This window comes from Kaistia defluvii (genome assembly GCF_040548815.1).
Taxonomy (GTDB): Bacteria; Pseudomonadota; Alphaproteobacteria; order Rhizobiales; family Kaistiaceae; genus Kaistia; species Kaistia defluvii_A.
On record NZ_JBEPSM010000001.1, the window covers coordinates 2,152,820 to 2,173,006 of the forward strand.

A 20,187-nucleotide genomic window follows, 5' to 3' on the forward strand; every position below is an offset into this window, starting at 1 on the left:
CAGGATAAGGCTCGGAGTCATTCAGGGTTCCGGATCGAGGTCCAAGGCGCAATAACATGGGTCGCCGGCCTCGGCAATCACCAATGCGGCGCGATCGGCGCCCCCTCTGATATCTCGGCCAGCCGGCGGCGCGTCGCCGGCGTCGTCGCCTCCGGCAGGGCCTGCAGGTCGAAGAAGCCCGCCTCGGCGATTTCGCGATTGGGATAATCGGGCGGGCTGGGCCGGCGGATGCTGCGCGAGACGAAGACCAGCACATGGTCGCGCCGCCGCTTCGGGTTGACGTAGATCGCGAACAGCGCCGGCATGTCGTCCACCTCGATGCCGCCTTCCTCGCGCAGCTCCCGCAGCAGCGCGTCCTGCACGGTCTCGCCGCGTTCCACGCCACCGCCGGGAAGGTACCAGCCCGGCATGTAGCTGTGGCGGACCAGGAAGATGCGGCCCTCGGCATCGAAACAGGCGCCGCGCACACCGAGCGTCATGCCGCGCAGCACGGGCGCGACGAGGGTTCCTAGGCGGGCAAGAGCGGAATACATGCGGATTTCGATCCAGATTGGCGAGCGACGGACGATGGACGCCAAACATGGCAGGCCATGGGTCGTATGTCTGCCTTGATGCTGCCTGATGCCGCGTCGCCCCGTCCCGCCCTCCCTGCGACACGAGCGTCTCGCTGCGGCGGATCGTAACTGGACGCTGGGGCCGCGCTTCGTTAAGTCCAGAGGATGTTCGTTCTCGCCCACATCTCCGATCCGCATATCGGCCCCCTGCCCCGTCCGCGCACGATGGAACTCGCCTCGAAGCGGGTGATCGGCTACGTCAACTGGCAGCGCAACCGCGTCCGCTCACTGGGCGGCCACGTGCTGGCCGGCCTGGTCGAGGACATGCTGGCGAGGAAGCCCGATCACATCGCCGTCACGGGCGATCTGGTCAACATCGCGCTGCCGGCCGAGATCGTCGCCGCCGGCGAATGGTTGAAGGCGGTGGGCCTGCCGCATGACGTCTCCTTCGTGCCCGGCAACCACGATGCCTATGTCCCCGGCGTGCTCGCCAAGGCGCTGGCGCTCTGGGCGCCCTATGTGACGGGCGACGAGGGGCTTTCCTTCGGCCGCGTCACCTTTCCCTATCTGCGCCGCCGCGGCCCGGTCGCCATCATCGGCGTTTCCAGCGCCCGCGCCTCCGGCCCGTTCATGGCCACGGGCCATGTCGACGCGCAGTGCCTTCCGGCCTTGCGCGAGCGGCTGATCCGCGCCCGCGAGGACGGCTTCTTCCGTGTCGTGCTCATTCACCATCCGCCCTTCAGAAACGCGACGAACTGGCACAAGCGTCTGGTCGGCGCTGGCCGGATCCGCGCTATCATCAAGGAAGTCGGCGCCGAGCTGATCCTGCATGGCCACACCCACATCGACAGCTTCGAGACGCTTGAGGGGCCGCACGGACCCGTGCCGGTGATCGGCGTGCCGTCGGCGGCCAATGCGCCGGGCGGCCACAAGCCCGCCGGCCGCTACAACCTGTTCGGCATCGAGGGTGAGCCCGGAAACTGGCGCTGTTCGCTGGTCGAGCGCGGCTATGGCGCGCCGGGCTCCGGGATCGAAGTCATCCGCGAGCGCGACATCGTCTAGCCTGTCGGCTGGCGGCGAGCATCCGGGGACGGACGATGCTCGCGACGCGATCCCGCATCCGACGGCCGGATTCGGCATCTTAAAAGAACACGCGGCCGATGAACACTGAGCACCCGCTGGTTGCAGCCGGCGGGCTGGAACGGTAATCCTTTCATAGAAGGATGACGAGCCGCCGCGCTCGGAATTGGGGGCTGGCGTCTCATGAAATCAATGTCCTGCGCTCGCTTGGCACCGCTTGCCGCGATCGCCCTGGCTGGCTGCTCGGATACCCGAGCGCCGGCCATTCCGCTTTTCGGCGCCTATTTCCCGGCCTGGCTCGCCTGCGCCACCATCGGCATTCTCGGCGCGGTGGCGATCCGCGTCGCCTTCGTGCTGATCGGGCTGGACGACCGGCTGCCGCTGCGGCTCCTGGTCTATGTCTGCCTCGCGGCCGGGATTTCCTTCGCCGCTTCCCTCGCCTTTTTCGGACGCTGACGATGAGCAAGCCCGGTTTCCTCGGCAAGGCGCTCGGCGGCGTCGTGGCCCTCGTCATCATCGCCGGCGCTGGCGTGCTCGGCTGGAAATATCTGCGCCAGAGCGAGTTGAACCCGAGCTCGGACGACGCCGTCGTCCAGGCCAATCTGGTCAACATCTCCTCCACCGTGCCGGGCCGCATCATCGAGATCGCGGTTAAGAATGACGGCCGGGTGAAGCGGGGCGACCTGCTGTTCGCGATCGATCCGGTGCCCTACCGCCTCGCCGTCGAGCAGACCAAGGCCGACCTGCTGATCGCCGAGGCGGCGCTGGCCGCGCAGCAGCGCACGATCCGCGCCGAGACCTCCAACGCCGCCGTGGCGAGCGAGCAGATCTCCCGCGCCCGCGTCAATCTCGACCTCGCGACCCAGACGCTGCAGCGCCTGACCGCGCTTCGCCCCAAGGGCTATGTCACCGCCCAGCAGGTCGATGACGCGGCGACCGCCAAGCGCGACGCCACGATCAGCCTGAACCAGGCGCTGGCGCAGCGCGAGGCGGCGGATGCGCTGGTCAGCACGCTGGACGGCGCCGAGGCGCTGGTTTCCGCCCGCCGCGCCGCGCTGGCGCTGGCTGAGCGGAACCTGGCCGATACGCAGGTTCGCGCGCCGCATGACGGTCTCGTCGCCGGCCTCGCCGTGTCAACGGGCCAGTTCGTCATCACCGGCCAGTCGGTCTTCACCCTGATCGACACGGAACAATGGTTCGTCACCGCCGCCTTCCGCGAGACGGAGCTGCGGCAGCTGCAGGACGGCGCCTGCGCCACCGCCTTTGTCATGGCCAACCGCTCGGTGCCGCTGCGCGGCCGGGTCGTCGGTATCGGCTGGGGCGTCAGCTCGGAGGAAGTGCTGCTGTTTCCGCGCAGCCTGCCCTATGTGCCAAAGACGCTGAACTGGGTACGCATCTCGCAGCGCTTCCCGGTCCGCATCCTGCTCGACAATCCGCCGCAGGAGCTGATGCGCGTCGGCGCCTCGGCGATCGCAACCATCCATAGCGAAGACCGCTGCTGAGGCCATGTCGCTCCGGATGCACCAGCTTGTCGCCGACCTGAAGCCCTTCGAGGGGCGGTTCGGCATGACCTGGCGCGTCGCGCTGCTGTGCGCGCTCGTGGCCGCCGTCGCCATGATCTACAAGATCCCGGAACCGGCGATCGGCTGCTACCTGATCGTCTACCTGATGAAGCAGGATGCCTCGACCAACATCGTGCTGGCGATCGGTGCCACCATCCTGGTCACCGTGTTCGTCGCGCTCGTCTTCCTGCTGACGCGCTGGACGATCGAGGTGCCGTTCCTGCGGCTGGCGGTGATGGCGCTCGCCTCCTTCGCCTTCGTCTATCTCGGTTCGGTCAGCAAGCTCGGGCCGCTCGGCTCCGACATGGCGCTGGTGATTACCTTCGCGCTGACGCTGGTCAGCGGCGCGCCGCTCGGAGAGGTCGTGACGCGCGGCCTTCTCTATGCCTGGCAGATGGTGACCATGCCGATGGCGCTGATGCTCTGCTTCAACCTGGTGCTGGGCTGGAAACCCTCCACCCTGTTGCGCACCACGGTGCGCGAGCGGATCGAGGTGGCGGGCGAGCATCTTCGCCGCAACGACGCCGAAAGCCTGGCGCGGGTGCAGGAACTGCTGCGCGAAGGCAACGCCGAGCATGACCAACGCGCCCTGCTGACCCGCATCCTGCATTACGTGCCGAGCCGGGTCACCAACATGCTGGCGCAGGCGATCGAGCAGAGCTACGCGCTGCTGCTGGCGGTCTCCGCGATGCCGGATACGGTGACGGACGAGGAACGCGGCCAGCTCGCCGCGCAGTGCGAGCGCGTCGCCGCGGCGCTCAAGGCCGAAGCCGCGATTCCCCCGCCCGACACGCCTCTGCCATCCGGCGATCCGGCGCTGCGGGAGGCCTGGGCCATGCTGCGCGACATGGCCGATCCCGAACCCGCCTGGCCGGCCATGGCGCAGGAACCGTTCTTCGCCGCCGACGCGCTCAGCAATCCGGCGCATCAGCGTTTCGCGCTGAAGACGACGCTGGCCGCGATGATCGCCTACATCGTCTATGCCGGCATCGACTGGCAGGGCATCCATACCGCCATGATCACCTGCTTCGTCGCCTCGCTCGGCACCACCGGCGAGACGGTGCACAAGCTGACGCTCCGCATCGTCGGCTGCCTGATCGGCGCGGCCATGGGCATGGCCGCAATCCTCTTCGTCATCCCCAGCCTTACCAGCGTCGGCGGGCTGATGGGGCTCGTCTTCGTGGCGATGCTGCCGGCCGCCTGGGTGTCCTCGGGCAGCGAGCGGATCTCCTATGGCGGCGTGCAGATCGGCCTCGCCTTCCTGCTCACCGTGCTGCAGGGCTTCGAGCCGAGCCTCGACATGGATTCGGCGCGCGACCGCATCGTCGGCATCCTGCTCGGCAACGTGCTCGTCTACCTGATCTTCACGCGGATCTGGCCGGTCGGCGTGGTCACGGGCGTGCGCAGCGGGCTCTCCAAAGCGCTCGCCGCCCTGTCGCGCCTGGCCGCCCTGCCGCGCGACAACCGCCGCGCCCTCGTCGACCAGGCGGCGGCTGCCACCGTCGAACTGCGGCAGGCCTCCGACCAGCTCGCCATGGCGCATTACGAGCCCGCGTCGCTGCGCCCGAGCCCGGCCGACATCCGCCGCTTCCAGACCATGATCGCCGAGGCGGAGCACCTGCCGGCGAGCCTTCTGCTGGCGCCCGCGCCCGACCCTGACGAGGCTGCCCGGCTGGCGCGGCTATCGAAGGCGGTCGCCACGGCGACGCCGCCGGATGGATCTCACGGCCAACAAACGCTGGACGCCCCCGCCGCCCCTCGTGCTACGGCTGCGGAACGCATTTCCCGAATCGAGACGGCACTGGTGACCGAGGCATGATGGCGATCCCCTCCCGACCGCGTCGACGCGCCCGCGCAGGCTTCGGCTTCGCCCTCACCACCAGCCTGCTGGCCTTGCTGGCGGGCTGCGCGCAATATGCCGAGCAATTGGCGCCCGCCTCGCCGGACGAGCCCTATCAGCAGGGCCGCAAGACGACCGTCAGCCTTCTGCCGCAGGCCCCTTCCGCGCCGTCGACCTCGCGCGATTTCGGCGTGCGCGGCAATCCCGAACTGACCGCCCTGCCCGCGGCGCCGGAAGTGCGCCCCGGCAAGGTGTACCAGCTGCCCGACCTGATCGACCTCGCCGCCCGCCACAACCCGACGACGCGCGTCGCCTGGGAACAGGCGCGCCAGGCGGCGCTGGCCGTCGGCATCGCCGAATCGACCTTCCTGCCGACCATCTCGGCCAATGTCATCGGCGGCAGCCAGCAGATCACCACGCCGATCGACGTGCTGGGCGAGCGCAAGGATATCCAGACCAATGTCAGCGGCGCGACCGCGGCGGTGGCGCTGCAATGGCTGGTGTTCGACTTCGGCCAGCGCAAGGCCGCCACCGACGTTGCCAAGCACGTGCTGGAAGCGGCGAACGTCACCTTCAACGGCGCGCACCAGCTGCTGATCTTCAACGTCACCCGCACCTATTACCAATATGGCGCGGCGCAGACGCGCACCGAGGTCGCCGGCCAGTCGCTGAGCAACAGCCGCGCCATTCTCGACGCCGCCGTCGCGCGCGAGAAGAAGGGCCTCGGCACCACGGTCGAGGTCGCGCAGGCGCGCCAGCAGGTGGCGCAGTCCGAATTGCGCCAGGTGGTGGCGTCGGGCCAGCAGCGCGACGCCTACCAAGCGCTGCTCGCCGCGATGAGCGTGTCGCCGACCCTCGACATCAAGATCGCCAATTCCGGCCGCCGCCGCCTGCCGGCCCCGTCCGACGTCTCGACCGACGAAATGGTCCGCGAGGCGCTGGCGCGCCGGCCGGACGTGCTGGCGAGCTATGCCAACATGAAGGCCGGCGAGGCGGGCATAAACGTCGCCAATGCCGATTTCCTGCCCAAGGTGTTCCTCTCCGGCGTCGCCGGCCAGGGCACCAGCGGCTTCAACACGGCCGGCCTGCCCACCATCGGCCAGCAGGGCTCCGGCGCCGGCGTGCTCGTGGGCGCCACCATGCCGATCTATGACGGCGGCCTGCGCGCCGCCAATCTGAAGGCGGCTGAATCACGCGCCGCCGTGGCGCGCGCTACCTTCGCCAAGACGCAGGAAGAGGCCGTCCGCGAAATGGTGGTGGCGTCCAACACGCTGCGCTCGGCGCTGGCCTCCTATCGCGCGGCCAGCAAGCTGACCGACGCGGCCGCCATCACCTATGATGCGGCGCTCGACGCCTATCGCAACGGGCTCGGCACGGTCACGGCCGCGACCGTCGCCGATAGCGGCCTGCTGGACGCCCGCCAGGCCCGGGCCGACGCGCACGCCGCCTCGCTGGTCGCCGCCGCCAATCTGGCCTTCGTGCTGGGCGCCATGACGTCGCCGCGCGCGGCCGAGACGCTGTCCTACCGGTAGACGCGGCGCAGGAAGCCAGCCCCCTCACCCTGCCCTCTCCCGCAAGCGGGCGAGGGTTTCGGCCGGCAATCGTCATCGACGGTGAGCGAAGCGTGGACAGGGCGATTTCCTCGCCAGCGCGCGAAGCATCGCCCCGGCGGAGGCCGGGGCCCATAAACACCGGCTGACAAGACCGTGGCTCATCTCCCCGGCCACCGGATATGGATCCCGGCCTCCGCCGGGATGACGACCGAGGGAAACCTACCGCGCCAGCAGCACGATGAGAATTCCGCCGATGGTGAGCAGCGTGTTCGACACGGCGCAGCTGACGGTGAAGCCGAGCGCCGGCGTCTGGCTCTTGGCGCGCGCCGTCAGCATGCCGAGGGACGCGGTCGAGGCGCGCGCCCCGGCGACGCAGCCGAGCAGGATCGCGTCGTCGAAGCGGAAGACGTACCGGCCGATATAGAGGGCCAGGATCAGCGGCACGCTCGTCACCACCATGCCCCAGAGGAACAGGCTGAAGCCCAGCTCCTGCACGCCGGCGACGAAGCTGGGGCCGGAGGACAGGCCGACCACGGCGATGAACATGTTGAGGCCGAGCGCATTCATCAGCCAGTTGGCCGCCGGCGGTACCCGGCCGAAGGTCGGATGGACCGAACGCAGCCAACCGAGCGCGATGCCGGCCAGCAGGACGCCGCCGGAGGACGACAGCGTGACCGGCACCGAGCCCATCCGCAGCACGATGGAGCCGAGGATGGCGCCGATGACGATCGCCGCCGCGACCAGCGCAATGTCGGTCTCCTCCGTGGCGCGATCGGCGCGCCCGAAGGCCGCCAGAACCCGCGAGATATCCTGCGGCCGGCCGACCACGGTGACGACGTCGCCCCGATGCAACGTCGTCGCCGGCAGCACCGGAATATCGATGCCGGTGGCGCCGCGACGAATGCGACGCAGGAAGATGCCACGCGTGACGGGCAACTTGGCCAGTTCGGCAAGCGTCTGGCCATTCACCTTGCGGTTGGTGATCAGCATTTCCGTACCCTCGACGGGCACATTGAGCAGCTCGGCGTCCTCGACCTCCACGAGTCCTGGACCGGCGAGCTGCATCAGGACCGCGCGATTGCCGGCGACCGCCACCACGTCGCCGACCCGCAGCGTCATCTCCGCCGTGGCATCGACGATCTGCGTATCGCGCCGGATCCGCTCGATGAACAATTGCGCCAGGCCGTGCCCCGCCTCGATCTCGGACGCGCTCTTGCCGATCCAGTCGGAGCCATCGCCGATGCGGTAGGCGCGCACGATGTGCAGGTGCCAGGCACGCAGGCCGTCGCCGGACTGGCCGTGCCCGCCCATCTTCCGCTCATAGGCCCGGCAGGCCGCCACAAGGTCGATGCCGAGCAGCTTGGGCCCGACGACGCAGATGATCATGGTCGCGCCGATGGTGCCGAAAATGTAGGTCATGGCGAAGGCCGTCGGCACCGCATTGACCAGCCGGGTGGTCTCGCCGGCGGCAAGGCCGAGCTGTTCGATCGCGTCGACCGAAAGCGCCAGCGCCGACGAGATCGTCGATGCGCCGGCAAACAATCCCGCGGTCGAGCCGATGTCATAGCCGGCGATGCGGCCCGCCACCCAGGCCGTGCCCAGGCAGAGCGCGCAGATGAGGATCGAGAACAGCGCCTGCGGCAGGCCGTTCTTGGCGATGCCCTGTACGAACTGGGGGCCGACGCCATAGCCGATGGCGAACAGGAACAGCAGGAAGAAGATGGCCCGCACGTCGTTCGAGACCGTGATACCGAGCTGTCCGACGACGAGCGCGGTCAGCAGCGTTCCCGTCACCGCGCCGAGGCCGACGCCCTTGAAGGACAGCTTTCCGATATAGGCGCCGATGGAGAGACACAGGAACACGGCGATCTCGGGGTTCGCCCGCAGCGTGTCGACCAACCATTTCCACATGTCTTTCAATCTCGGCTCTTCGGCCGCGGGAAAAGGAAGGCTTGCCCGCGGGTTTGATGGGTGGCGATCATCCCCGGACGACCGCGTCTCGCGCAAGACAGCGCCGAAGCAGCGCGACGGCGACAGGCGATCGTCTTCCGACCGCCTCGTCTCAAAGGCTACCAGATCATCACAGGGCCATGGAATCGGGATGATGGTGATGAATTCGCGCCGGCCTCTCGTCGCGGACCAAAGCGAGGTCGTCCCGGCGGGCGGGAAAGCGGACGACGGTTCAAATCCCGGCCTGCAACTCGTGCTTGCCGCGCCGATGGAATATTGCAGCAACGGCGGGCGACATCATTTCCAGCAAGCGCAACGCACGAAATCGCCAATCCAATATTCGAAAGTTTTACCTTCCAAACTATTTATACTTCGGATTTTGAACCAACATGCACAATATCATGGCAACTTGCGGTTGGCAACCGATCGACCAATCTGTTGAGCCGTCGGCGGAGCGGCGTCTATAGTCCCAAAACGGCAGTTCTACGACATAGTCTTGTCGTGTGACCTGCTCTCATATAGCTTCGATGCAGGCGATGCGGCGGAGGGCTTAGCAAGGGGATCGCCTGCGCCGTCGGATACTCGGGAGATGCGCCTGGCGAATCGCCCTTTTCGGCGAAACGGGGAGCGCAGAAAAGACCACGCGGCGGCCAGGATTCGATAGCCGCGCGGCAGGTCTCCTGGACAATCTCCCAAAAAACCGTTCGGCCGCCATCGACTTTCACAAAGCTGGAGCGATATGCCAAGGCATAGATCGATGTCAGCCAGTGTAGATCAGCTTCAACAAGTTCGGAGACGACGATGCATTTGACACCGCGGGAGTTTGACAAACTTATCATCCACACGATGGCGGATGTCGCGCTCAAGCGTAAGGCCAAGGGCCTGAAGCTTAACCATCCCGAGACGGTCGCCGTACTCTGCCAGTACGTGCTGGAAGGCGCGCGCGAAGGCAAGTCGGTGGAAGAAGTCATGGATGGCGCCCGTCATGTCCTCACGGTCAATGACGTGATGGACGAAGTCCCCGCCATGCTCGGCATGATCCAGGTGGAAGCCGTGTTTACCGACGGCAGCCGCCTCGTCAGCTTGCACAGCCCAATCGTCTGACCGGCTCCGGGCCGACTAAACGCTTCAGGAGGTTGCCTTGGCCAATAAATCGACACCCGCGCCCGCCAGCGCATCGAAGCCCGCGGACGCAGCTGCGACCAAACCGGCTCCGACGGCACCGGGGGGCTATGTCGTCGCTCCCGGCTTCATCGAGCTCAATCCGGGTCGCCCGAGGACCACGGTGACCGTGCGCAACACCGGCGACCGCCCGGTGCAGATCGGGTCGCATTTCCATTTCTTCGAGGTGAACCGCTATCTCGAATTCGACCGCGCCGCCGCCTTCGGCCAGCGCCTCGATATCCCCGCGAACACCGCCGTCCGCTTCGAGCCGGGTGACGAGAAGGACGTGACGCTGGTCCCCTATGGCGGCAAGCAGTTCGTCTACGGATTCAACAACCTGGTGGATGGCTGGACCGGCGACGGCCCGACGCCCGACTACAGGCCCAACAAGAAGCATTCGATCGCGAAGGCCGAGGAACTCGGCTTCAAGTCCCGGGCGCAGAAGACCAAGCCCGCGAAGTGATCCCTCGTCCTTCCCATCCAGTTTCCAAAGGTACGGCGTCATGACCAAGATGTCCCGTCAGCAATATGCTGATCTCTACGGTCCCACCGTCGGTGACAAGATCCGGCTCGGCAATACCGACCTCTATGTTGAGATCGAACAGGATCTGCGCGCCGTCTACGGCGATGAGCTTCAATATGGCGGCGGCAAGACGCTGCGCGACGGCATGGGTTCGGAGAACCAGCTGACGCAGGAAGCCGGCTGCCTCGATCTCGTCATCACCAACGTCACGGTGCTCGAGCCGACGCTCGGCGTCGTCAAGGCCGATGTCGGCATCCGCAACGGCCGCATCGTCGGCCTCGGCAAGGCCGGCAACCCGTCGACCATGGACGGCGTCACGCCGGGCCTGGTCACGGGCGCCTCGACCGACGCGATTTCCGGCGAGCACCTGATCCTGACCGCCGGCGGCATGGACACCCACGTCCATTACATCTCGCCGCAGCAGGTCTATGCCGCGCTTTCGAACGGCATCACCACCATCTGGGGCGGCGGCATCGGCCCCGTCGACGGCAGCAACGGCGTCACGACCACCAATGGTCCGTGGAACCTGGAAATGATGCTGCGCTCGATCGAGGGGCTGCCGATCAATGTCGGCCTGCTCGGCAAGGGCAACTCGACGGGCAAGGGCCCGATGATCGAGCAGCTGCATGGCGGCGCAGCCGGCTTCAAGGTGCACGAGGACTACGGCGCGACGCCGTCGGCGATCCGTGCCTGCCTTTCGGTCGCCGACGAGTATGACGTCTCGGTTGCCGTCCACACCGACACGCTGAACGAATCCGGCTATGTCGAGGACACGATCGCCGCCTTTGACGGCCGCACCATCCACACCTTCCACAGCGAGGGCGCCGGCGGCGGCCATGCTCCCGACCTTCTCAAGGTCGTCGGCCAGGGCAACGTGCTGCCGAGCTCGACCAACCCGACCCTGCCATGCGGCAAGAACTCGGTCGCCGAGCTCTTCGACATGATCATGGTCTGCCACAACCTCAATCCGAAGATCCCCTCCGACGTCGCCTTCGCCGAGAGCCGCGTGCGCTCGGAGACGATCGTCGCGGAGAGCGTGCTGCACGATCTCGGCGCCATCTCGATGATCGGCTCCGACTCGCAGGCCATGGGCCGCATCGGCGAGAACTTCCTGCGCGCCCTGCAGACCGCAGACGCGATGAAGAAGGCCCGCGGCCAGCTGGACGAGGATGCCCCGGACAACGACAACTTCCGCGTCCTGCGCTACCTCGCCAAGGTCACGATCAATCCCTGCCTCACCTCGGGCCTTGCGCACGAGATCGGCTCGATCGCGCCGGGCAAGTTCGCCGACCTGGTGCTGTGGGAGCCGGCCTTCTTCGGCGCCAAGCCGAAGATGGTGCTGAAGGGCGGCTTCGTCGCCTGGGCCAATATGGGCGACCCCAACGCCTCGCTGCCGACGCCGCAGCCGATGTATTACCGCCCGATGTTCGGCGCCTTCGGCACCGCGATGCAGAAGAGCTCGATCACCTTCGTCTCGCGCGCCGCGTATGACGACAAGATCGGCGAGAAGCTCGGCCTGCAGCGCATGATCAGCCCGGTTGGCGGCACGCGCACGCTCGGCAAGCAGCACATGGTCCGCAACGACTATTTGCCGAACATCGACGTCAATCCGGAGACCTTCGCGGTCACCATCGACGGCAAGCATGTGACCGTCGAGCCGCCGACGAGCATTTCGCTCAACCAGCTCTATTTCTTCAGTTGATCGCCTGCATTCCCATGCAGCAGAGGCACGCATGATACTTATCGAAAGCACGCTTGGTAACGTTCGGGATCCGGAATGGGCCAAGTCCCTCGACGGGGCGACCATCGACTGGCTCGAACTGGACCAGTGGGAGGCCCAGAAGAGCCGGCTCCGCAAGGCGACGCTCGGCGATGTCGAGCTGGCCCTTTCGCTCGATCGCAACTCGCACCTGCATGATGGCGACGTCCTGATCTGGGACGAAGCCAAGCGGGCGGCCGTCGTCGCCCGCATCACCCTGCGCGAAGTGATGATCATCGACCTGCAGGAAGTCGTCGGCGAGCAGGTCGAGAAGATGGTGCAGACCCTGTTCGAGCTTGGCCATGCACTGGGCAACCAGCATTGGCCGGCCGTCGTCAAGGGAACCAAGGTCTACGTGCCGCTCACCGTCGACAAGAAGGTGATGAACTCGGTGATGAAGACGCACGCCCTGCCGGGCGTCCGTCACGAGTTCATGCCCGGCTCGGAGGTTATCCCCTACCTGGCGCCGCATGAATCGCGCCGCCTGTTCGGGGGCGCCAGCGACACGCCGCATTCGCATCACAATGCTTCGAAGGACGCCCATGGTCATGGACATTCGCATGGCCACGGCCATTCCCATGACCACGATCATGACCACTGAGGGAGGCGGTTCCGACAGGCCCCTGCCGGAACTGCTCTATCTGCTGCAATTCGCCGACTCCGCCCTGCCGGTCGGTGGTTTCTCGTTCTCGAACGGACTGGAAACCGCCATTCAGCAGGGCATCGTCGACGGCCCGGCGACGCTGCGCACCTACACGGAAACATCGATGTGGCAGGCTGCCACCAGCGATGGCGTGGCGGTGCTCTGCGCCCACCGGGCAGTCGAGGCCGGCGATGTCGACGCGCTGATGCGGATCGACCGGCTGACCTACCAGCGCAAGCTGAACGAGGAAACGCGCCTGATGACGGTTCGCATGGGCAAGAAGCTCTGCGAATTGTCGGCCGGCATGATCGAGGAACCGCTCCCCCGCGACTGGTTCCAGAAGATCAAGAGCGGCGAGACGCCGGGCACCCATCCGGTCAGCCTCGCCATCACCCTCGGCACGCTGAAGGCCAACCGGCGCGACGCGTTCGGCGTCCATCAATATGGCGTGGCCAACGGCGTGCTCAGCGCCGCGCTGCGCCTGATGCGGATTTCGTTCGTCGATACGCAGAAGATCCTTCTGGACGTCACGGCCCAGGTGGGTACCGCTTATGAGAGGGTCGCGGATGCGACCGTCGACGAAATGGCGAGCTTCTCGCCGATTATCGACATTCTCGCGGCGGTCCACGTCAAGGGTCACGTCCGCATGTTCATGAACTAACAAGGTAGCTGGATAGCACTATGAAAAAGATCCCCCGCATCGGCATTGGTGGACCCGTTGGCTCCGGCAAGACCGCCATCATCGAGGCGATCACGCCTGTGCTCGTGAAGCTCGGCTATCGCATCCTGGTGATCACCAACGACGTCGTCACCACCGAAGACGCCAAGCACGTGCAGCGCACGCTGCGCGGCATCCTGCTGGAAGAGCGCATCATCGGCGTCGAGACCGGCGGCTGCCCGCATACGGCCGTCCGCGAAGACCCGAGCATGAACCTCGCCGCCGTCGAGGAGATGGAAGCGAAGTTCCCCGATTCCGACCTCGTGCTGATCGAGAGCGGCGGCGACAACCTGACGCTCACCTTCAGCCCGGCCCTGGTCGACTTCTTCATCTACGTGATCGACGTCGCCGCCGGCGACAAGATCCCGCGCAAGAACGGCCCCGGCGTCAGCCATTCCGACATCCTGGTCATCAACAAGACCGATCTGGCTCCCTATGTCGGCGCCAGCCTGCAGGTCATGGACGATGACTCCCGCATGATGCGCGGCAAGAAGCCCTTCGTCTTCACCAACTGCAAGACGAACGAAGGCATCGAGGAGCTGACCGACCTGATCCGCCAGAACCTGCTGTTCGAAACCACCGAAAAAGCAGGCGCGTAATGTTCAGCGGCGCCCGGGAACTGGGGGCTTATCAGGATGAGCCCCCTCAGCTGCCGAGCGGCTCCTTCGGCAAGAACGCGATGTTGCGGCTCGGTTTCGAACCGGGCCCGCATCGCAGCCTCTTGCGCACCCTGCACCGCCGTGCGCCCCTGATCGTCCAGCAGGCGCTCTACTGGGACGAGGAGATGCCGGGCCTGCCCTGCGTCTCCATCATCTCGAATGCCGGCGGTATCCTGCAGGGGGACCGCAACGTCATCGAGATCGATATGGCGGCCGGCTCGCAGGCGCATGTCACGACCCAGTCGGCGACCCGCATCCACGAGATGGACGCGAACTATGCCAGCCAGACCCAGGAACTGACGCTGGCGGCCGGCTCCTATCTGGAATACATCGCGCGCCCGATCATCCCGGCCAAGAACTCGCGCTTCATCCAGGCGACCAAGGTTTCGGTCGATCCGACGGCGACGCTGATCTACTCGGAGATCCTGATGCCGGGCCGCAAGCATTACGGCGACGGCGAGATCTTCCAGTACAAGCTGTTCTCGTCGACCGTCGAGGCGGCGCGGCCGGATGGCACGGCGCTGTTCACGGAGAAGTTCGTGATCGAGCCGCACATCAGTGAACTCTCGCGCATGGGCGTGATGGGCGGCTTCCACGTCTTCGGCAACGTCATCGTGCTGACGCCGAAGGAGAACGCCGACGCCCTGTTCGACCGGGTCACGCCGGCCTTCGACGCGGAAAACGAGATCGCCTACGGCGCCAGCCGCCTGCCGAACGACGCCGGCATCATCTTCAAGGTGCTGTCGATGGAATCGGCCCCGGCCATGGCCAAGATCCGCGAGTTCTGGTCCGAGGCGCGCGAGATCGCCGCCGGCCACAAGGTGCCCGAGAACTTTCTCTGGGCCTGAGGCGCGACCGCCAGGTCGCCGCACCACCGCAAACGACCCGCCGGCGCCTCGCCGGCGGCGGCAACCGATTTGGGACGGTCACGTCGCCGAGGGGCGACCATCGATGAGGGGGACAGGATGTCGGACGCGCTCTCTGCCTGGACAGGCTTCACGCAAAAGAATGCGCTCGCGCGCTTCCTGGACATCAACCTGCGCGGCGCCGGCCAGGTCATCTTCCAGAACAATCCCCTGACCGGCCTGTTCTTCCTCGCGGCCATCATCTGGGGCGCGATCGCCAGCGGCCAGATCGACATCGCCATCGGCGCGGTCGTGGCGCTGGTCGTGGCGACCGTCACCGCCATGCTGCTGAACGTGGACCAGACGTCGCTCGAACAGGGAATGTTCGGCTTCAACGGCGTGCTGGTCGGCGTCGCGGTGCCGACCCTGCTCGCCGATGGCGCGGCGATGTGGTTCATCCTTCTCGTCGGCGCGGCGGTCTCGACCGTCGTCATGCTCGCCGTTTCCAAGATCATGAAGACCTGGGAAGCGCCGGCACTCACCTTCCCCTTCGTGCTGACCTCCTGGTTCCTGGTGCTCGGCGCCTACTCCTTCGGGCATTTGCCGATCGCCTCGATGGGCCCGGCCGCCCTGCCGCATGCGCTGGATACGGCCGGCGCGGAATCCGCGCTGAATGTCACGGAGCTGTTCCTGGCCTGGCTCAAGGGACCGGCGCAGGTGTTCCTGATCAACAATCCGGTCAGCGGCGTGCTCGTGCTGGTGGGATTGCTCGTCTCGTCGGCCTGGGCTGCCGGGCTCGCGGCGGTCGGTGCGGCGGTGGCGCTGGCCGTTTCGCTGGCGCTGGGCGCAAGCCTCGCCGCGGTGACGGCCGGCCTCTACGGCTTCAGCCCGGTCTTGACGGCGGTCGGCCTCGGCTGCGTCTTCTATGCACCCTCCCCGCGCGTTCTCGTCTTCGCGCTGCTCGGCACCGTCTTCACCGTGCTGGTCCAGGGCGCCATGAATGCCGGCGTCGCGCCGCTCGGCATCCCCACCTTCACTGCCCCGTTCGTCTTCGTGACCTGGCTGTTCCTGCTGCCCAAGGCCGACCTGAAGCCGCATCCGCATGGCCTCATGCAGGGCGGGCTGTTCAAGAAGAGCCCCTGACGGGAGCCCCGCGCTTCCGTCCCCCGCCGAGACGAACCGTCTTCGCCGTCCCTCTGCCTGTTCCGGGAAAACCATGACGATCGCGCTGTATGTTCTGGCCTGTCTTGTGGGCGCCATCCTGCTCGCCCTCTATTTCCGCTCGATCGTCGTCGTCGCCCTGCTGAACTCGAAATCGAACGACTTCGTCGAGCGCAACGCCCGGCGGAGCGCAGTTGCTATCATCCAGCGCTTCATCGGCCGGAGCATCGGCTATACCGAGATCCAGCGCCGCCAGGCCTGGATCATGCCGCTCTTCGTGCTGCTCGCCGTGGTGACGTGGTTCCTGCTGGTGCAGATCGCGTTCACCGGCATTCTCTGGGGCCTGCGGATCGAGCCGGATTTCTGGCGGGCGCTGAGCGCCAGCGGCTCGGCGCTCAGCACGCTCGGCTATCTCACGCCCTCGACGCTGGTCGGCGAATATCTCGCCGTGTTCCAGGCGGCGATCGGCCTCGCCGTCGTCATGCTGCTCTTCACCTTCGTTCCCGGCTACCAGGCCGCGATCCAGACTCGCGAGCGGCGGGTCGGCTGGTTCTATGCCCGCACCGAGGACGAGGCCAGCAGCGAGCGCTATCTGGGCTGGCTCCTGGAAAAGAAGGATAATGGCGGCATTGCCGAGGGCTGGGAGGACTGGGAAAACTGGTTCCGCGGCATCCGCGAGACCCATACGCTCTCGCCGATCCTGTCCTATGTGCCGTCGATCTATCCCGGCACGAGCTGGATCGCCACGTCGCTCAGCGTGCTCGATACCGCGAACGCCCTGACGGCCTGCCTGGGCCGCCAGGCGCCGGCGGAAGCCCGCCTCTGCCGCCGCGAGGGCGCCACGACGATGCGCCTCATCGCCGGCGCGCTCGGCGTCGGCGCACCGCCCCGCCCGCACGGCCGTTCCGCCGACACCAACCGCTTCGACAGGCTTTATGATGCGCTCGTCGCCGCAGGCCTGCCGGTGATCCACGACCGGGCCGAATGCCGGCGCAGCTATCTTGCCATGCGCGTCGAATATGCCCCGTTCATCCAGCAGGTCGCCGTGGCGACCCTGACGCCGACCTCGGTGCTCGACGTCACGGGGCCGTTCCCTGGCGCCGCTTCCGCGTCGAACGAGGCGATCAGCAGCGCGATCTAGGCGCAGCGCGGCTTAGGCCGCCTGCCTGCGAGGACCAAACGCCCTCGCCCATCCTCCCCACAGCGGGCGAGGCTTGGACCACGCGCCTGCCTCCACCCAAAGGCCTTCTGTCACCACCGACGGTTCGTTATCCCGTCGGTGCTCTAGCGGGGCAAAACGCGGGTCTTGCCCCAGCCCCTACTGCGCCGGCTGCATCAGCTGCGACAGCCGCGCCAGTTCGAAATCGATCTCCTGGAACGCCGCGTCCGCATCCGGGCTCGCCGCGACGAGTGCCTCCGGCGCCTCCGTGCCGCCGGCCGCGGAACCTGTGCGCAGCCCCTCGAGCATGGCGACGCGGCGCTCGACGCTGGCCGGATCGAGGGTCACCGCGCCCGAGAGATGGAGCTGCGCCAAGCCGGTGATGCGATCGCAGAGGCGTTCCGCCTCGACGACGGCCGGGAACCAGGCGGCGGCCTCGCGGCTCGCGGGGGGCGGTTCGGCGATGGCGCGCTGCAGGCCGGCGCGCACATTGGACAGGCTCCGATAGGCGACCGTCATCGCGCTGAACAGCTGTCCCTCCGCGGCCCGCTTGTCGCCGGTGCCGATCGCGCAGGCAGCCCTGAGATAGGCCTCCGACGCGGCCACCGCGCGGTCGAAGGACTGGCGGATCTCAGGCGCGGGATCGCGCGGCCAGATCAGATAGCCGAACACGACCGCGATGGCGGATCCGACCAGCGTATCGACAAGCCGCTGGGGGCCGAAATCCACCGTCCCCTGGGCGGTCATGTCGATCAGGATCAGCATCAGCGGCGTCTGGAAGGCGCATTGCATGGCATAGCCGCGCTGTCCGGCCGCCGGCAGGACCACCCCCAGCGCCGCCATGCAGGCGAGCAGCCAGATCCCCTTCGGGATGAGGGTCAGGATGACCACGCCGAAGACGACGCCCACCATCGTGCCGATCGAACGCTGCATCGCCCGCACGAAGACGGAGCCGAGGTCCGGCTTCAGCACGATCACCACGCAGAGCGGGATCCAGTAGGAGCGCACGCCGCCCAGATAGCTCTGCGCGGCAAAGGCGAGGGCGAGGCAAAGCGCCAGCCGCAGCGCCGAGATGACAACGTCGCGCCCCGGGGTGAGGCGGCCGATCCGGTCGAGCCACCAGCGCCGCTCGAGCCAGGCGGGCGCGTGCATCGGATGGGGGCGCAAGGCGCCGGATTCCGCCGGGGCCCGGCGCGCCTCGCCCGGCCAGATCTCGTCACAGAGGCGACCGACATAGCGCACCAGCGGCGGCGCGTCGGGCGTCGGTTTCGCGGCGGCAGGCCGGCCGCCGCGTTTGGCCACGGCGTCGGCGATCTGCTCAAGCCGATGGCTGGCCGTGTGCAGGGCTTCTGGAGTATTGCCGCCGGCAACCAGGGTGGAAAAGATCAGGCTCGCCGTCGACAGGATCGCGGCGCGGTGATCGCTGTCCTGCGTGCTGCCTTCATTGCCGAGCCGGGTTTCGAGCAGGTCGGAATAGGCCTTGAGCATCGCGTCGGTGACATGGCGGCGCTGCTGCTCGAACGGGGTGTCGAGCGCCGATCCGCCATGGGCCGCCGGCGGATCGGCATCGAGCCGCGACAGATGCGCCAGCGCATGCAGCAGATGCGCCAGCGTCGTCCGCTCCGGCAGGTGGCTGTCCAAAGCCGCCTGGATCCCGAGCAACAGCGCGGCGAAGGCCGCGCCGCCAGCAAAAAGCACCGCCGGCAACCAGACCGATGCCGGGGGATCGCCGGCGCCCGCGATGACAGCGAGCATCATCATCTGCATGGCTGCCTTGGAGAACACCGCGCCATAGCCGCTGATCAGGCCGGAAAGGATGCCGACCAGGACCAGCATGACCAGGGTCAGCAGCCCGTGCCCCGAAACCATCGCGCCCAGCACGTAGCCGGACATGGCGATGGGGACGATGATCAGGAAATTGTGGAGGCGGACCGAATAGGGACCGGACTGGACCTTGATCGAATTCAGCAAGGCGCCGAGCGACACCATGATCGCGGCTTCCGTCTGCCCGATCATCAGCCCGACGACCATCGGCACCGTCACCGCCAGCGCCAGGCGGATCGACTGGCGCCACGGCCAGGCCGCCTTCGGATTGAGCCGCGTCAGGTTCACGAGCCATTCGGCAGGCTTATAATGCATCCGCTGTACCACTATCGCACTGGCCACCGCCGTAGCCACAACCATAGGCTTCAACGATTCAGGAAGCCAATCTTATAGTTGGGAAAGGCGGACAGGGGAACGGCGGCGTTCCGCGATTCCGGCCGGCGGCGGATACAACCTGGCCTTCTGCGCCTGGACGATGACCGTCGGCAGGACAGGCTTGGGGTCAGTCGCCGACATGCACCCAGGCATAGCCGAGCAGAGCGACGACGCCGACCAGGATGCCGGCCAGGAACGCCGCAACGATCCAGCCCGTCGGCGCGCTGGCCGCGGCGGGGGTGACTGCCAGGGGGGCCTCGACCGCCGGTTCGCGCCCGATCCGGCGCCGCTCCCGCCGCGGCGTCTCCGCCTGCGCGGCGGCGCGGCGCAGCAGCCAGTCGCCCTCCAGCGCGCGGTCGCGCTCGATGATGCGCTCGGCGACGTAGTGCATGACGCAATCGGCCATGTCGTCGAGATCGGCGGTTTCGAGGATGACGGTGCGGCCGAGCCGCGTATCCTTCAGGAAGCGATAGGTGCGCCGGTCGCGCGCCATCGAGACGAAGGAGGTCATGTCGATCCAGAAGCGCGGCTGGCTTCCGGTGTCGATCTGCGCCACGAACTGGTCGTCGCCCTCGGGAACCTCCGCGAAGACGCCACGCAATTCATCGGCCAGCAGGTCGAGCCTGGCCCGTTCGGCGTCCCTCAGCTCCACCACCACGTCGGCGCGCTCCGCCTCCGCCAGCCGAACCTTGCGGATCGCATCGGCGAGATGGCGGACATTGGAAGGCGAACCCTGCCTGCCGCTGGCGTCGGTCATCCCTGGGCTCCGGAGTGATGCGATCTCATGCCGCCACCTTAGCAAATCCACGGCGCGCCCG

The 20,187-nt window shown here is 67.1% G+C and carries 19 protein-coding genes; 15 read left to right on the forward strand and 4 right to left on the reverse strand.

Translation table 11 applies throughout. The features are described 5' to 3' along the window. Positions 1 to 77: 77 nt before the first annotated feature. Positions 78 to 533, reverse strand: coding sequence for an NUDIX domain-containing protein (locus ABIE08_RS10155; protein ID WP_354550726.1), 456 nt, complete (start codon positions 531 to 533; stop codon positions 78 to 80). Positions 534 to 719: 186 nt separating this feature from the next. Between ABIE08_RS10155 and ABIE08_RS10160 the strand changes: the two genes are divergently transcribed. From ABIE08_RS10160 to ABIE08_RS10180, 5 genes are all read left to right on the forward strand, one after another. Beyond that, positions 720 to 1,616 carry a metallophosphoesterase family protein gene (locus tag ABIE08_RS10160; RefSeq protein ID WP_354550728.1) on the forward strand — a complete coding sequence of 299 codons (897 nt, stop codon included), beginning with the start codon at positions 720 to 722 and terminating at the stop codon, positions 1,614 to 1,616. Between the two features lie 225 nt (positions 1,617 to 1,841). Continuing rightward, entirely contained in the window at positions 1,842 to 2,090 is a 249-nt protein-coding gene (locus tag ABIE08_RS10165; protein ID WP_354550730.1) for a YtcA family lipoprotein, read from the forward strand. Between the two features lie 2 nt (positions 2,091 to 2,092). Further along, on the forward strand, positions 2,093 to 3,136 hold the full coding sequence (gene mdtN / locus ABIE08_RS10170) for a multidrug transporter subunit MdtN (RefSeq protein ID WP_354550732.1): 1,044 nt from the start codon (positions 2,093 to 2,095) through the stop codon (positions 3,134 to 3,136). A gap of 4 nt (positions 3,137 to 3,140) precedes the next feature. Next, positions 3,141 to 5,015, forward strand: a complete 1,875-nt coding sequence (locus ABIE08_RS10175) for an FUSC family protein (RefSeq protein WP_354550733.1) — start codon at positions 3,141 to 3,143, stop codon at positions 5,013 to 5,015. After that, the gene (locus tag ABIE08_RS10180) at positions 5,012 to 6,568 is read left to right on the forward strand and encodes a TolC family protein (protein WP_354550735.1); all 1,557 of its coding nucleotides are present in this window, start codon (positions 5,012 to 5,014) and stop codon (positions 6,566 to 6,568) included. Before ABIE08_RS10175 ends, ABIE08_RS10180 begins: the two co-directional genes overlap by 4 nt. Before the next feature lie 240 nt (positions 6,569 to 6,808). On the opposite strand, the gene aspT is transcribed toward ABIE08_RS10180, so the two are convergent. Beyond that, positions 6,809 to 8,500 carry an aspartate-alanine antiporter gene (aspT, locus tag ABIE08_RS10185; protein ID WP_354550737.1) on the reverse strand — a complete coding sequence of 564 codons (1,692 nt, stop codon included), beginning with the start codon at positions 8,498 to 8,500 and terminating at the stop codon, positions 6,809 to 6,811. Here aspT and ABIE08_RS10190 point away from each other — a divergent pair. From ABIE08_RS10190 to ABIE08_RS10235, 10 genes are all read left to right on the forward strand, one after another. Next, positions 8,499 to 8,981 carry a hypothetical protein gene (locus ABIE08_RS10190; protein ID WP_354550738.1) on the forward strand — a complete coding sequence of 161 codons (483 nt, stop codon included), beginning with the start codon at positions 8,499 to 8,501 and terminating at the stop codon, positions 8,979 to 8,981. The two genes, aspT and ABIE08_RS10190, sit on opposite strands and share 2 nt — an antisense overlap. Positions 8,982 to 9,340: 359 nt before the next feature. Beyond that, positions 9,341 to 9,643: an urease subunit gamma gene (locus ABIE08_RS10195; RefSeq protein ID WP_266329803.1), complete on the forward strand. Its 303-nt coding sequence runs from the start codon at positions 9,341 to 9,343 to the stop codon at positions 9,641 to 9,643. 37 nt (positions 9,644 to 9,680) lie between these two features. After that, positions 9,681 to 10,166: an urease subunit beta gene (locus ABIE08_RS10200; RefSeq protein WP_354550740.1), complete on the forward strand. Its 486-nt coding sequence runs from the start codon at positions 9,681 to 9,683 to the stop codon at positions 10,164 to 10,166. 40 nt (positions 10,167 to 10,206) lie between these two features. Next, positions 10,207 to 11,928 (forward strand): urease subunit alpha, encoded by a 1,722-nt coding sequence (locus ABIE08_RS10205; RefSeq protein WP_354550742.1) that lies wholly within the window; start codon positions 10,207 to 10,209, stop codon positions 11,926 to 11,928. A gap of 31 nt (positions 11,929 to 11,959) precedes the next feature. Then, on the forward strand, positions 11,960 to 12,586 hold the full coding sequence (gene ureE, locus ABIE08_RS10210; protein WP_354550743.1) for an urease accessory protein UreE: 627 nt from the start codon (positions 11,960 to 11,962) through the stop codon (positions 12,584 to 12,586). Continuing rightward, the gene (locus tag ABIE08_RS10215) at positions 12,558 to 13,289 is read left to right on the forward strand and encodes an urease accessory protein UreF (RefSeq protein ID WP_436409544.1); all 732 of its coding nucleotides are present in this window, start codon (positions 12,558 to 12,560) and stop codon (positions 13,287 to 13,289) included. Before ureE ends, ABIE08_RS10215 begins: the two co-directional genes overlap by 29 nt. A 20-nt stretch (positions 13,290 to 13,309) precedes the next feature. Then, positions 13,310 to 13,945: an urease accessory protein UreG gene (gene ureG, locus ABIE08_RS10220; RefSeq protein ID WP_354550747.1), complete on the forward strand. Its 636-nt coding sequence runs from the start codon at positions 13,310 to 13,312 to the stop codon at positions 13,943 to 13,945. After that, the gene (locus ABIE08_RS10225) at positions 13,945 to 14,853 is read left to right on the forward strand and encodes an urease accessory protein UreD (RefSeq protein WP_354550748.1); all 909 of its coding nucleotides are present in this window, start codon (positions 13,945 to 13,947) and stop codon (positions 14,851 to 14,853) included. Before ureG ends, ABIE08_RS10225 begins: the two co-directional genes overlap by 1 nt. 117 nt (positions 14,854 to 14,970) lie before the next feature. After that, positions 14,971 to 15,993 (forward strand): urea transporter, encoded by a 1,023-nt coding sequence (gene yut / locus ABIE08_RS10230; protein WP_354550750.1) that lies wholly within the window; start codon positions 14,971 to 14,973, stop codon positions 15,991 to 15,993. 73 nt (positions 15,994 to 16,066) lie between these two features. Beyond that, positions 16,067 to 17,152, forward strand: coding sequence for a hypothetical protein (locus tag ABIE08_RS10235; RefSeq protein ID WP_354550752.1), 1,086 nt, complete (start codon positions 16,067 to 16,069; stop codon positions 17,150 to 17,152). Positions 17,153 to 17,329: 177 nt separating this feature from the next. Here the strand turns inward: ABIE08_RS10235 and ABIE08_RS10240 are convergent, their stop codons facing one another. After that, a complete protein-coding gene (locus ABIE08_RS10240) occupies positions 17,330 to 19,309 on the reverse strand; it encodes an FUSC family protein (protein ID WP_354550753.1) in 1,980 nt (659 codons plus the stop codon). A gap of 187 nt (positions 19,310 to 19,496) precedes the next feature. After that, positions 19,497 to 20,126 (reverse strand): hypothetical protein, encoded by a 630-nt coding sequence (locus ABIE08_RS10245; RefSeq protein WP_354550755.1) that lies wholly within the window; start codon positions 20,124 to 20,126, stop codon positions 19,497 to 19,499. Positions 20,127 to 20,187 lie beyond the last annotated feature (61 nt).